Source organism: Microbispora sp. NPDC088329, assembly GCF_040685655.1.
In the GTDB taxonomy this organism is placed as follows: Bacteria; Actinomycetota; Actinomycetes; order Streptosporangiales; family Streptosporangiaceae; genus Microbispora.
The window spans coordinates 208,825-221,826 of sequence record NZ_JBFBIP010000011.1 but is presented as its reverse complement, the minus strand read 5'-3'; the positions used below and the strand labels follow the sequence as shown (position 1 = coordinate 221,826).

At 73.4% G+C, this 13,002-nt stretch carries 12 protein-coding genes and 1 pseudogene; 5 read left to right on the top strand and 8 right to left on the bottom strand.

Annotated features, from left to right (window positions below; all coding sequences use genetic code 11):
* The first annotated feature begins 105 nt into the window (after positions 1-105).
* Genes hypF through hypE form a run of 4 tightly spaced genes read left to right on the top strand, consistent with a single transcriptional unit; the run spans position 106 to position 4,890 of the window.
* Positions 106-2,481 carry a carbamoyltransferase HypF gene (gene hypF / locus AB0O28_RS22050; RefSeq protein ID WP_363642936.1) on the top strand — a complete coding sequence of 792 codons (2,376 nt, stop codon included), beginning with the start codon at positions 106-108 and terminating at the stop codon, positions 2,479-2,481.
* Positions 2,482-2,484: 3 nt separating this feature from the next.
* Positions 2,485-2,727 (top strand): HypC/HybG/HupF family hydrogenase formation chaperone, encoded by a 243-nt coding sequence (locus tag AB0O28_RS22045; protein WP_363642934.1) that lies wholly within the window; start codon positions 2,485-2,487, stop codon positions 2,725-2,727.
* Positions 2,711-3,850 (top strand): hydrogenase formation protein HypD, encoded by a 1,140-nt coding sequence (hypD, locus tag AB0O28_RS22040; protein ID WP_363642932.1) that lies wholly within the window; start codon positions 2,711-2,713, stop codon positions 3,848-3,850. Before AB0O28_RS22045 ends, hypD begins: the two co-directional genes overlap by 17 nt.
* On the top strand, positions 3,847-4,890 hold the full coding sequence (hypE, locus tag AB0O28_RS22035; RefSeq protein ID WP_363642930.1) for a hydrogenase expression/formation protein HypE: 1,044 nt from the start codon (positions 3,847-3,849) through the stop codon (positions 4,888-4,890). The genes hypD and hypE overlap by 4 nt, the downstream gene beginning before the upstream one ends.
* Before the next feature lie 129 nt (positions 4,891-5,019).
* Here the strand turns inward: hypE and AB0O28_RS22030 are convergent.
* The 7 genes and pseudogenes from AB0O28_RS22030 to AB0O28_RS22000 all read right to left on the bottom strand — a co-directional run.
* Positions 5,020-6,141, bottom strand: a pseudogene (locus AB0O28_RS22030) (HAD-IC family P-type ATPase); the annotation flags it as partial.
* Positions 6,087-6,329 carry a hypothetical protein gene (locus AB0O28_RS22025; RefSeq protein ID WP_363642928.1) on the bottom strand — a complete coding sequence of 81 codons (243 nt, stop codon included), beginning with the start codon at positions 6,327-6,329 and terminating at the stop codon, positions 6,087-6,089. The gene AB0O28_RS22025 and the pseudogene AB0O28_RS22030, both read right to left, overlap by 55 nt.
* A gap of 101 nt (positions 6,330-6,430) precedes the next feature.
* A complete protein-coding gene (locus AB0O28_RS22020) occupies positions 6,431-6,892 on the bottom strand; it encodes a hydrogenase maturation protease (protein ID WP_363642926.1) in 462 nt (153 codons plus the stop codon).
* Positions 6,876-8,165, bottom strand: a complete 1,290-nt coding sequence (locus tag AB0O28_RS22015; RefSeq protein ID WP_363642924.1) for a Ni/Fe hydrogenase subunit alpha — start codon at positions 8,163-8,165, stop codon at positions 6,876-6,878. The genes AB0O28_RS22020 and AB0O28_RS22015 overlap by 17 nt, the downstream gene beginning before the upstream one ends.
* Entirely contained in the window at positions 8,162-9,025 is an 864-nt protein-coding gene (locus tag AB0O28_RS22010) for an oxidoreductase (protein WP_363642922.1), read from the bottom strand. Before AB0O28_RS22010 ends, AB0O28_RS22015 begins: the two co-directional genes overlap by 4 nt.
* Entirely contained in the window at positions 9,025-9,831 is an 807-nt protein-coding gene (locus AB0O28_RS22005; RefSeq protein ID WP_363642920.1) for an FAD/NAD(P)-binding protein, read from the bottom strand. The genes AB0O28_RS22010 and AB0O28_RS22005 overlap by 1 nt, the downstream gene beginning before the upstream one ends.
* 107 nt (positions 9,832-9,938) lie before the next feature.
* Positions 9,939-11,012: a 4Fe-4S dicluster domain-containing protein gene (locus tag AB0O28_RS22000; RefSeq protein ID WP_363642918.1), complete on the bottom strand. Its 1,074-nt coding sequence runs from the start codon at positions 11,010-11,012 to the stop codon at positions 9,939-9,941.
* 236 nt (positions 11,013-11,248) lie between these two features.
* Between AB0O28_RS22000 and AB0O28_RS21995 the strand changes: the two genes are divergently transcribed.
* Positions 11,249-12,226, top strand: coding sequence for an L-threonylcarbamoyladenylate synthase (locus tag AB0O28_RS21995; protein ID WP_363642916.1), 978 nt, complete (start codon positions 11,249-11,251; stop codon positions 12,224-12,226).
* A 91-nt stretch (positions 12,227-12,317) separates the two neighbouring features.
* Here AB0O28_RS21995 and AB0O28_RS21990 read toward each other — a convergent pair whose 3' ends face one another.
* Positions 12,318-12,932, bottom strand: a complete 615-nt coding sequence (locus AB0O28_RS21990) for a TetR/AcrR family transcriptional regulator (RefSeq protein ID WP_363642914.1) — start codon at positions 12,930-12,932, stop codon at positions 12,318-12,320.
* Positions 12,933-13,002: the final 70 nt, after the last annotated feature.

The following is a 13,002-nucleotide window of genomic DNA, read 5'->3' as shown; positions in this document are numbered from 1 at the left end:
GTCCCGAACCATGCCGCAGCTCTCCGGGGTGCGAGTGACTTTGGTCCCCCATGCGTAGGGAGTCCGTCACTGCCGGGCAGGGGCCCGCATGACCAGGATGGCGGTATGAGCGAGACCACGGCCGAGGTGGACACGGCGTGGCACGTGGAGGTGCGAGGTGTGGTCCAGGGGGTCGGGTTCCGGCCCTTCGTGTACCGGCTCGCCACCCGCCTCGGTCTGCGCGGTGACGTACGCAACGCGGGCGGACACGTGACCATCACGGTGGCGGGGGCGAGGACGCGGCTGGAGGACTTCGTCGCGGGGCTGCGCACCGGCAAGCCCGAGGCGGCGGTGGTCGACGACGTCGCCGTCACTCCCGTCCACGGGCTCACCGCTCCCGCCGGGTTCCGCGTCCTGGAGAGTGTTCCTGACTCCGCCCGGCGCCGGGGGATCCCTCCCGACCTGCGTACCTGCGCCGACTGCGTACGGGAGCTGTTCGATCCCGCCGACCGCCGTCATCGGTATCCGTTCATCAACTGCACGGCCTGCGGTCCCCGGGCGACGATCATCGAGGCCCTGCCGTACGACCGGGAGCGGACGACCATGCGGCGCTTCCCGATGTGCGCCGGCTGCGCTCGCGAGTATCGCGATCCGGCGGACCGCCGCTTCCACGCCGAGCCGATCGCCTGTCCCGAATGCGGTCCGCGGCTGCGCTGGGGCCCGGTGACGGGGGAGGAGGCCCTCCGCCGTGCGATCGCCGTGATCTCCGTCGGCGGCGTCGCCGCGGTCAAGGGCCTCGGCGGTTACCAGCTCGTCTGCGACGCCACACACGAAGGGGCCGTCACCCGGGTCCGCCGGGTGAAAGGACGGCGGGCCAAGCCGCTGGCGGTGATGGTCCCCGGCCTCGGCTGGGCGCGCCGGCTCGCCCGCCTCACCCCGGAGGATGAGAGGCTGCTGAGCGGCATCGTGGCACCGATCGTCCTGGCGCCCGCCCTGGACGCGCACCTGGCGACCGGCGTGCGCTGCGGCATGCCGGACATCGGGCTGTTCCTTCCCTACACTCCGCTCCACCACCTGCTGCTCGCGGCGCTGGCCGGGCCGGTGGTGGTGACCAGCGCCAACCGGGCCGACAGCCCGATGCTGACCGAGGACGACGAGGCGATCGCCGTCATCGGCCCGCTCACCGACGGAGTGCTGGCGCACGACCGGGTCATACTCAACCGCTACGACGACTCGGTGTCGCGGGTGGTCGCCGGGCGCACCACACTGATCCGCAGGGCCCGCGGCCAGGCCCCGGCGTCGCTGCCGCTGCCGGTGGCGGCACCGGAGCCGCTGCTGGCCGTCGGCGCCCAGCTCAAGAGCACCTTCACGCTCGCCTCCGGAAATCTGGCGGTGCCCGGTCCGCACATCGGCGACCTGGAGGACGCGGACACGCTCGAGGCGTTCGAGACGGCTCTGGCACGGCTTGCGGCCGTGCACGACATCCGTCCCCGCCATGTGGCCCACGACCTGCACCCGGCCTACCTGTCCACGACCCTCGCCCGGACCCTGGCCCGCCGCCTGCCGCCCGGGCGCCTGCTGGCCGTGCAGCACCACCACGCCCACATCGCCGCAGTGGCGGCCGAGCACGGGCTGACCGGACCCGTCCTCGGGGTGGCCTACGACGGCCTCGGGCTGGGCGACGACGGCACCTTCTGGGGCGGAGAGCTGCTGCTCGCCGGCTACACCGGTTATCGGCGGCTGGGCCGGTTCTCCCGCGCGCCGATGCCGGGAGGCGCCGCGGCCGTACGACGGCCGGTCCGGATGGCCCTGGGCTACCTGTTCGGCGCCGAGCGGTTCGGTGCCGGGTGGTTCGGGGCCGGGGCGGACGCCCTTCCCGATCTCGCGGACGGCATGGTGCGGCGCATCCCGCCCCGGGAGGCCGAGCTCGTCCTGCGGATGATCACCCGTGGGATCAACAGCCCGACGGCGTCGAGCGCCGGTCGCCTGTTCGACGCGGCGGCGGCGCTGCTGTCGCTGTGCGACGACAACGGCTTCGAGGGAGAGGCGGCGATGCGGCTGGAGCAGGCCGCCGAGGGTCACCCGGGCACCGCGCCTCTCGCCTGGCGGGTCGAGCGGCGGGAGGGACTGTGGGTGTACGACGCCGCTGTCACCCTGCACGACCTGCTGACCGCGCGGGCGGACGGCGAGCCGGGTGGACGGATCGCGGCGGCCTTCCACGCCACGATCGCGGCGGTCACCGCGCTGCTGTGCGAGAGAGCCGCCCAGGAGACCGGGGTGAGCGTCGTCTGCCTGTCCGGCGGGGTCTTCCAGAACCGCCTGCTGGCGGCACAGGTGCTGCGGCGACTGGAACGGGCGGGATTCGACGCGTACATCGGGGAACGGGTGCCGGTGAACGACGGGGGCATCAGCTACGGGCAGGCGGCCGTCGGGGCGGCTCGCCTGGCCGCCCTTCGGCCACCACGTCATCAGGCTCCCCGGTCCGCAGGGAAGAGCAGGTGAGCCATGTGCCTGGGCATTCCCGGACGGATCGTCGAGCTGGCCGAAGGGCCGCCTCCGATGGGTGTGGTGGACTTCGACGGCGTGCGACGCCAGGTGTGTCTGGCCTACACCCCCGAAGCTCGCCCCGGCGACTACGTGATCGTCCATGTCGGTTTCGCGATCTCCCGGGTCGACGAGGAGGAAGCGGTCCGCACCCTGGCGGTGATCAGAGCGATTCCCGGGGGCATGGATGAAGTATCTGGATGAGTACCGCGATCCCGATCTGGCCCGGCGCCTCGTCGCCGAGATCCGGGCCGTGGTCACCCGGCCCTGGTCGGTCATGGAGGTGTGCGGCGGACAGACGCACACCATCGTCCGCCAGGGCATCGACGAGCTGATCCCGGTCCGCATGATCCACGGTCCGGGCTGCCCGGTCTGCGTGACCCCCCTCGAGATGGTGGACCGCGCTCTGGAGATCGCGGCCCGGCCCGAGGTCGTCTTCACCTCGTACGGCGACATGCTGCGCGTTCCGGGGACGACCGCCGATCTCCTGGCGCTCAAGGCGCGCGGCGCCGACGTGCGCGTGGTCTACTCCCCTCTGGAGTCCGTACGGCTGGCTCGTGAGCACCCCGACCGCCAGGTGGTGTTCTTCGCGGTCGGGTTCGAGACCACCGCCCCGGCCAACGCGATGGCCGTGCTGCGCGGCGCCGAGGAAGGGCTGGCGAACTTCAGCGTGCTGGTCAGCCACGTCCTCGTTCCACCCGCGATGACCGCGATCCTCGATTCCTCCGGCAACGAGGTGCAGGCGTTCCTGGCGGCCGGACACGTGTGCGCCGTGATGGGCTGGACCGAGTACGAACCCCTGGCGGAGCGATACCGGGTCCCCATCGTCGTCACCGGGTTCGAACCTCTCGACCTGCTGGAGGGCGTCCTGATGGCGGTCCGTCAGCTCGAAGAGGGCCGCTTCGAGGTGGAGAACCAGTACGCCCGTGCCGTACGGCGCGGCGGCAACCCCACCGCGCTGCAGACCATCCGGCGGGTCTTCCGGGTGAGCGACAGAGCATGGCGCGGAATCGGTGTGATCCCCCGCAGCGGGCTCGAACTGACCGCCGAGTTCGCCGCCTTCGACGCGGCGGCCCGGTTCGGCGTCGCGGACGTCACCGCCAGAGAGCACCCCGCCTGCATCGCGGGCGAGATCCTGCGTGGCACCCGGCTGCCCACCGACTGCGTCGCCTACGGCACGCTCTGCACGCCGCGCCATCCCCTCGGCGCCCCGATGGTGTCCGCGGAGGGCACCTGCGCCGCCTTCCACAACGCCGGCCGCGCCGCCTTCCACAACGCCGGCGCCCTGGGCCCCGGCACACAGCGATCGCAGGGAGGCCCGCGATGACGCCGATGCCCGACCCGCAGGCCGCCACCTGCCCGGCGCCGCGCGCCGAGACCGAACGCGTCCTGCTCGGCCACGGCTCGGGCGGGCAGCTCATGGCCGAACTGCTCGGCGACCTCACGCCACGGCTGGGCATGAACGTCCTGGAGGACGCGGCCGTCGTGCCCGTGGGCCAGGACGAGATCGTGGTGAGCACCGACGCGTTCGTGGTGACCCCGCGGTTCTTCCCCGGCGGAGACATCGGCTCCCTCGCCGTGCACGGCACGATCAACGACATCGCCATGATGGGAGCCCGGCCGGTCGCGCTGAGCCTGGCCTACATCGTCGAGGAGGGACTGTCGCTGGCCGAGCTGACCGCGGTGACCTCCTCGGTCGCGGCCGTGGCCGGAGCCTGCGGCGTCCCGGTGGTCACCGGCGACACCAAGGTGGTCGGTCACGGAGCGGCCGACGGCCTGTACGTGATCACCAGCGGGTTCGGCGTCCGGCTGCCCACCGCCCGCCCGTCGGCCACGGGCGGCCGTCCCGGCGACGCCGTCCTGCTGTCCGGCCCGATCGGCCTGCACGGGGTGACCATCCTGAGCACGCGCGAGGGACTGGGCTTCGACACCGAGATCGCCTCCGACACCCGCCCGCTGCACCGGCTGGTCCACGCGATGATCGACGCCGGCGGACCCCACGTCCATGCGATGCGCGACCCCACCCGCGGCGGCCTCGCCAGCGCCCTCAACGAGCTCGCCACCGGCATCGGCGTGGAGCTGGACGAGCCGGCCATCCCCGTGCCGCACCAGGTGGCCGCGGCCTGTGAGCTGCTCGGCCTGGACCCGCTGCACGTGGCCAACGAGGGCTGCCTGGTCGCCTTCGTCGCGCCCGAGGCGGCCGGCCGGGTGCTGGCCGCGATGCGCGCCACACCGGAAGGGGCGGCGGCCTGCCGCATCGGCGAGATCGTGGCCGGCCACCCCGGGCGAGTGACCATGCGGACCGTCGTCGGGTCGACCCGGGTGGTCGACATGCTCATCGGAGAGCAACTGCCGCGCATCTGCTGACACACGAGGGTGGGTGACGATGACGCGGGGCAGGGCGCCGCTCCCGCTCACGGTGCTTCCGCTTCCCGAGTCGGCCCGGTCGCCGGTGAGCATCACGACCCGCTCGATTCCGGCGGCTCGGAGCCGCCGCAGCGTACGGCCCGCATCCCCGCGGACGGCGTCGCGCAGCAGGATCACGCCGCTCACCTGGTCGTCCACCGTGATCCAGACGGTCATCGCGCCGTCGAGGGCGGCGCGTGCGCGCTGAGCGGCCTCCCAGGGGGAGGGGCGCGCGCCCGTGGCTTTGCCCACCTGGACGCGGCGCCCCTTGACCAGCGCCGATGTGCCCGTGCCCGGCACCTCGGACACGTCCTCGGGAGCGGGCAGGGCCAGCCGCCGCCCGTGTGCGGCGCGTACGATGGCGGCGGCCAGCACGTGTGAGGACATCTGGTCCACCGCGGCCGCCAGTCGCAGGACCTCGTCGGGGTTCCCGCCGGGGACCGCGGCCACGTCCACCACCTGCGGGCGGCCCTCGGTGAGGGTGCCGGTCTTGTCGAGGACGAGCGTCCGCGCCCGGCCCAGGGTCTCCAGCGCCCCGCCGCCCTTCACCACGACACCTTGCCGCGCGATGCGCGACAGGCCGGAGGCGATGGCCGCGGGCGCGGCCAGCAGCAACGGGCAAGGAGAGGCCACGACGAGCACGGCGACCGCCCGCACCGCGTCCCCCGAGATCAGCCAGGCGCCTGCGGCCGGCAGGAGCGTGGCCGGCAGGAACCAGGCCGCGAACCGGTCCGCGAGCCGGACGACCGGGGCGGAGCCCGCCTCCGTCTCCCGCGCCAGCCGCACCACCCCCGCGTAGGCGCTGTCGCCGGCCGTCGCCGTGGCGCGCATGTCGAACGCCTGCCCGGCGTTGACCACGCCACCGGCCACGCTTTCCCTCGTCCGGCGCTCGACCGGCAGCGACTCGCCGGTGAGCGCCGACTCGTCCAGCAGCGCGGTGCCGGACTCGACGACGCCGTCGACCGGCACCAGCTCGCCGCCGGGCACCAGCAGCCGATCACCCAGGCGTACCTCCCCGGCCCCGATCAGGCGGGGGACGCCCTCCTCGTAACGTCGGGCGGACCGCGGCGCCCGCTCGTACAGGGCGGTCAGATCCCGGCGTGCCCGGCGCAGCGCGTAGTCCTCCAGGACCCTGCCGCCCGCCAGCATCACGGCGATCAACACTCCGGCGAGGAACTCCCGTACGGCGAGCGCACCGGCGAGGGCGAGCACCGCGATCGCGTCGACGCCGAGCCGGCGGCGCGCAGGGCGGAGGCCACCCACCAGGCGGCGGGGGCGAGCGCCAGGACGGTGCCGCCCGCCCAGACGGCGTCACCCGCGGGGCCGGCTCCGAGAAGGTGGAGCACGCCTCCGGCGATCAGGGCGCCGAGCGCGCCTGCCAGAAGGGCGATCCGCTTCACCCGGTCAGACTCTCTCCGAACGGATGCCGGATGTAGGGTCCCTGTTCCCTGGGACAGGGCCGAAAGACCGTGCCCGGCCGTCCATGTCTCTGACCGGCGCGTCATGTGGGATCTTGCCGGAATCTCTCCTCCAGCTCCCGCGCCAGAGCGTCGATCGCGGACAGCACGGGCGGCGTGATCGGTGCACCGGTCGTGAAGTCTCCGCCCTCGACGCCGATGACGATCAGCCGAGCCGGCATGCGGCCGAGCGCGCGGCCGAGATCGACGGCGTCGCCCAGGCCGAAGGAGTGTGAGCTGCCGTGCCAGGACGCCCTGTCCGCGACGCCGGCCCGGCGATGCACCGTGCCCGGCGCCACGCCGGAGGAGACGGCGTCGATCACGACGACCAGACGGGCACCGGTCCAGGCCTCGACGAGCTGCGCGGGATCTCCGGCGCTCTCCACGATCGCGACGGACGGCGGGAGACAGGCGCGCAACCGCCGTGCGACCTCGATGCCGGCCGCGTCGTCGCCCCGGCCGTCCCCGCCGAGGCCGATCACCACATCCTTACCGCGCGTCGACATGGAGGTCGAGGAAGTGCGCCGAGCAGGAGATGCAGGGATCGTGGTTGCGGATGGCGCGCTCACACAGCGCGGCCAGCTCCTCCTTGGGCAGGTCGAGCCGGGGCTCGATCAGGTGCCGTAGATCCGCCTCGATACGCGCCTGGTTCTGCGAGGTCGGGGGCACGATGCCGGCCTCGCCGATCAGGCCGCCGGTGTCGATCCGGTAGCGGTGGTAGAGCGTCCCGCGCGGGGCTTCGGACGCGCCGTGGCCGGTGGCGGCGCGGGGCTCGACGGCCACGTACGGCGCGTCGGGCTCGGCCAGATCACCGATGATCCGCAGGGCCTCGTCGCAGGCGTGCACGATCTCCACCGCCCGCACGACGATGCTGCGGAAGGGGTTGCGGCAGACGGGCCCGAGATCCGCCGCCGCGGCCGCCTCCCGCGCGAGCGGCGACAACTGGGCGGAGCCGAGGCTGTAGCGGGCCATCGGCCCGACCAGGTAGCCGGGAGAGCCGTCGAGCCGGGCGTGCAACGCCGTCGAGTGCGGCACCTGCTCCTCGGTCACGTGCTCGGGCCATCGCCGTACGTCGAAGCTCCCGCCGTCGCTGGTGATCACGGCCCCGGACAGGATCGCGTACTCGCCCGGATGGTGGAGGGCCAGGAAGCGGTAGTCGTGTTCGACGTCGGGGAAGTCGAATCCGGCGACCCAGGAGACGGTCGCGAGGGCGATCTCACGGGCACGGCGCAGCCTCTCGGCGACCGGGGCGAGCTCGCGGCGGGAGGGCACTCGGTAGAAGCCGCCGACGCGGACGTTCACCGGGTGGATGGGCCTGCCGCCGATGGCCGCGACCAGGTCGTTGCCGGCCTTCTTCAGCGCCAGCCCCCGCTGGACCAGGTCCCGGTGGTCGGCCGCCATCGCGATGCCGCTGTCGTAGCCGAGGAAGTCGGGCGCGTGCAGCAGGTACACGTGCAAGGTGTGCGACTCGATCCACTCGCCGTAGTACAGCAGCAGCCGCAGGTCACGCAGCGGCCCGGACACCTCGGCCCCGCAGGCGGCCTCGATCGCCTGGCAGGCGCTCATCTGGTAGGCGACGGGGCAGATGCCGCAGATCCTGGCGGTGATGTCGGGCGGCTCGGTGTAGGACCGGCCGCGCAGCAGCGCCTCGAAGAACCGCGGCGGCTCGTAGATCCGCAGCTCCAGGTCCTCGATGCGCCCGTCGTGGGCGCGTACGAGCAGGGCGCCTTCCCCCTCCACCCGGGACAGGCCCCCGACCGTGATCGTCTTGTGGCTCACCGCCGGCCTCCCCGCTCCTCGCCCGGTGCCGTGTCGCGTTCGAGCAGACCCGGGTCGGCGTCCTCGGCGGCCTGCCGGAAGGGTTCCTCGGTCGCGTTGAAGGTCCGGTAGACCCGCACCAGCTCGGGCGTGCTCATGCCCAGCTCGCGCAACTGCCGGTTCAGGGCACGCGCGTTCGGGCTCTCCATGGGCCCGAAGCAGCCGTAGCAGCCCCGGTTGAACGCCGGGCACAGCGCCCCGCAGCCGGCCTGGGTGACCGGGCCGAGACACGGCGTGCCGTGGGCGACCATGACGCAGGCGTTGCCCCGGGCCTTGCACTCCACGCAGACGCTGTTCGGCGGCACGACCGGGCGCCGCCCGGCCAGGAACGCCGAGACGACCTCCAGCAGTTGCCGCCTGTCGATCGGGCAGCCGCGCAGCTCGAAGTCCACCGGCACATGGGCCGAGATCGGCGTCGAGCGGTCCAGCGTCGCGATGTAGCCGGGCTGGGCGTACACGACCGAGAGAAACTCCCGCACGTCGGCGAAGTCCCGCAGCGCCTGGATCCCGCCGGCCGTGGCGCAGGCCCCGATCGTCACCAGGCGTTCGGACACCCGGCGTACGTGCCGGATGCGCTCCAGGTCGTCCGGTGTGGTGATCGATCCCTCCACCAAGGAGAGGTCGTACGGGCCCGGGCCGGGGGCGCTGGAGGCCTCGAGGAAGTAGGCGATCTCCACCTGGGCGGCCACCGACAGCAGTTCGTCCTCGCAGTCGAGCAGGGTGAGCTGGCACCCGTCGCACGAGGCGAACTTCCACACCGCCAGCCGGGGCGGCGCGGCGCCCCGCTCGCCCGCCGGCGTTCTCCTCCCGGGCGCGCCCATCACAGCTCCTCCACGGCCAGCAGGCGTGCCGCCCGCTCGTAGTCCAGCACCGGGCCGTCCAGGCAGACGAACAGCGGGCCGAGCTGGCAGTGGCCGCACCAGCCGAGGCCGCACTTCATGTTCCGCTCCAGCGACAGCTCCACGCGGCGAGCGGCCACCCCGCGCCGCACCAGGTCGTCGGCCGTGGCCCGCATCATCGCCTCGGGGCCGCATACGAAGGCGAACGTGCGCCGTGGTTCGAAGACGATGCGGTCGAGGAGCCGGGTGACCAGGCCGACCTGGCCCTTCCACACGTGATCGGGGTGGTCCACGGTCACCTGGACGTCGACGCCGTGGCCGCGCCAGAGCGCCAGCTCCCGCGCGTAGACGAGGGTCGTGGGCGTGCGGGTCCCGGCGATCACACTGATGCGCCGGTACCGCGCGCGATGGCGCACCAGCTCCCGCACCAGGGGGCGCAGCGGGGCCAGACCCAGCCCGCCGGCGGCGACGACCACGTCCATTCCGGCGGCGGCCGGGATGTCCCACCACGTGCCGTACGGCCCGCGCACCCCGACGACGTCTCCGGGGCGCTTGCCGCACAGCGCGCCGCTGACCGCGCCGACCGCGCGGATGGTGTGGACGTATCCACCGGCGCGCGCCCAGCCGCTGATCGACATCGGGACCTCGCCGACGCCCGGGGCGTACAGCATGGTGAACTGGCCGGGACGGTACGGCGGGCACCGGCCGCGCACGGGCGTGAGCCTCAAGGTGACCGTGTCCACCCGGTCGGCCCGCCGCGATCGCACCCGGTACAGCTGCGGCGTCATCGGGCGTGCCTCGTCGCTCACCGGACCGTTCGCGGGGCCTGGGGACGAGCCGGCTCTCGCCCGGCACGGTTCGTCCGGCTCGGCGAGCGGCTGGCGCGTCCCGGCCTTCATGGCAGGTTGGCCAGTTCCTCGGTGACGTCGATCCCGACGGGGCACCAGGTGATGCACCGCCCGCACCCCACGCAGCCCGAGGTGCCGAACTGGTCGAACCAGGTGGAGAACTTGTGCGTGAGCCACTGCCGGTAGCGCGCCGCCCCCGACCCCCGCACCGGCGCGCCGCCGGCCTCGCTGAACCCGAGCGTGAAACAGGAGTCCCAGCGTTCGATCCGCTCGGCGGCGCCCTCGGCGAAATCCGTGGAGTCTTCCACGGTGGTGCAGAAACAGGTGGGGCAGACCATGGTGCAGTTGGCGCAGGTGAGGCAGCGGGAGGCCACCTGCTGCCAGCGCGGCGAGTCGTGGGCGCCGGCCACCCGCTCCTTGATCCCCTCGGTGTCCACCCGCCGTCCCATGTGCTCGGCGGCCGTACGGGAGACCTCCTCGGCCGCGTCGAGATCGGCCTGTGCGGCCGGAACGCGGGGGAGCGCCCGCAGGATCTCCGCGCCGTACGCGCTGCCGGCCTCGGCGACGAACCGGTGGGGCCCGGCGAGCTCGGTCAGCGCCAGGTCGTAGCCGGCGGTCGCCTTCGGACCGGTGCCCATCGACACACAGAAGCATGTCCCTCCGGGCACGGCGCAGTTCACCGCCACAAGAAACAGCGCCTCCCGCCGTTTCCGGTAGTCGGGATCGGGATGCCTGCCCCCCAGGAACACCCGGTCCTGTACGGCCAGGGCGGCCAGGTCACACGCACGCATGCCCAGCAGGGCGACGCGCGGCGCCTCCGCTTCTGGCTCCTCGACGGTCTCGCCCCGGATCCGGAAGAGGGTGCGGCTGGACGGCTGCGTGTAGCGCTTGGCGGAATCGGGACTCGCCGCGAAGCTGAACAGCATCTCGTCGTCGCGCTCGCGCAACCGGTACCGGCCGGGCGCCTGCTCGTCCCCATGCCCTCTGGGCAGCTCGCTCTCGGAGACGATCTCATCCATCCGGATGACCTTTTCACGGATCTTCGGCGCGGCGACCGTGAAGCCTCGCGCACGCAACACCGCGATCAGCGGCTGCAGCGATCGGATGACGACGGCTTCCATGGGCGACCCCCCTCGCCCTGTGGGCGCCCCCCCGGGCGCGTCTCCTCCACGCTACGCCGATGCCGCCGTCCGCGTGTCAACGGACGCACCGGGATGGGGAACCCCTGGGTGACCTGCCGGGAACGCGGCGCTGCCCCGCCGTCGAGTACGACGGTTCCTCCGGTCCGTTCACGGCGTACCGATGCGCCGACGGGGCCACGGAACAGGGGCGGAGGAACAGTGAGAGGATTGCGAAGGTGACGGCAAGAACCAGTGACATCGAGAAGGCGGCCGGGGTGCTGCGCGCCGGAGGCCTGGTGGCCTTCCCGACCGAAACCGTCTACGGCCTGGGCGCCAACGCCGAGGACCCCGCCGCTGTCGCGCGCGTCTTCCAGGTCAAGGGGCGCCCGCCCTCCCACCCACTGATCGTTCACATCGGCGGCGTGGAGCACCTGGGCGACTGGGTGGAGGACGTGCCCGCGACGGCACGCCTGCTGGCCGAACGCTTCTGGCCGGGGCCGCTCACGCTGGTCCTGCGGCGCGGCCGCCGGGTGCCTCTGGAGACGACCGGTGGCCTGGAGACCGTGGCCGTGCGGGTGCCCGACCACCCCGTCGCCCTCGCGTTGCTGTCGGCCTTCGGCGGCGGTGTCGCGGCCCCGTCCGCCAACCGCTTCGGCTCGGTCAGCCCCACGACGGCGGGTCACGTCCGTGCGGAGCTCGGTGACGCCGTCGACTTCGTGCTGGACGGCGGCTCCTGCGAGGTCGGCGTCGAGTCGACCATCGTCGACGTCACGGGCGGCACCCCGAGCGTCCTTCGGCCCGGCGGGGTGACGCGCGAAGACCTCGAAGCGGTGCTGGGGAGCCCGCTCGCGGTCCCTTCGACGAGCCGCATCCGGGTGCCGGGCCAGCATCCGTCGCATTACGCGCCGCGCGCGCGGGTCGTCCTCGTCGAGCCCGAGAAGGTCGTCGCCGAAGCGGAGCTCGCGCAGGAGCTCGGGCACCGGGTGGGCGTCTTCCTGCCCCCCTCCTTCGCCGACGCCGAGGTGAAGGCGCACGCCGTGGTGGCGCTCCCGGATTCGATGGCCGCCTACGCGCACGGGCTGTACGGGTTCCTGCGCGAGCTCGACCAGCGGGGGTGCGACCTCATCGTCGCGTCCCTGCCGGTGGAGGAGGGTCTGGGACTCGCGATCGCCAACCGGCTGCGCCGCGCCGCCGGGCCCCGGCCTTCCGAGTGACCCGCACCGGCGCCTCGCGGCTCTTCCAGCCGATCAGGGCCATGGGCTGCCGCGGGACAGGCGGCCTCGAGCGGGGGAGGCCCGCCGGAGCTCACCCGCCGGTCCCCGCCTCCGGCGTTCCGCCGCGGATGCCGTTCTCGAGACTGCGCAGCACCGAGTGCAAAGCCTGGTGGCGAGGGACGCGCCCCTTGTGCACCGCGTCGCAGCCGGCGTACAGAAGGGCCCAGAACACGCCCTGAATCCAGGCGCCGCTCACCTGCGGGTCGAACGCCCCCTGGGCGCGGCCCCGCTCGATCAGGTCGGCGACGGGGTCGGCCCCGGCGGCCGGTTCGCCCAGGCTCTCGAAGGTGGCGCGCACGCCCGGATCGCTGAAGAGGAACAGCAGATGGTCGCCGACGTCGAGCATCACGGCGACCAGCCGGCGCATCGCCTCGACCGGATCGCCGTCGTCGAGCCTGGCGTCCCGCACCGCCCGGCTGATCACGCTCGCGGAGTCCCTGACGACCGCGTTGATCAACGTCTCCCGGTCGGGGAAGTAGCGGTGCAGGCTGGTGCGGCCCACGTCGGCGGCCTCGGCGATCTCCGCGAGCGTCGCGGCGCGGTTCCTGGCCAACAGGGACGCCGCCGCCGTCAGGATGGCGCGACGGGTGCGTGCGCGGACCCGGGACTCCGCGGGCGTCGCCTCCGGGGACGTGGTGCTCGACATGACCCGAGCCTAATAAGTGACCGCTGTGGCGTTCCCGCCGCTGTCCGCCAGAGCCGCGCGGGGCCGGCGC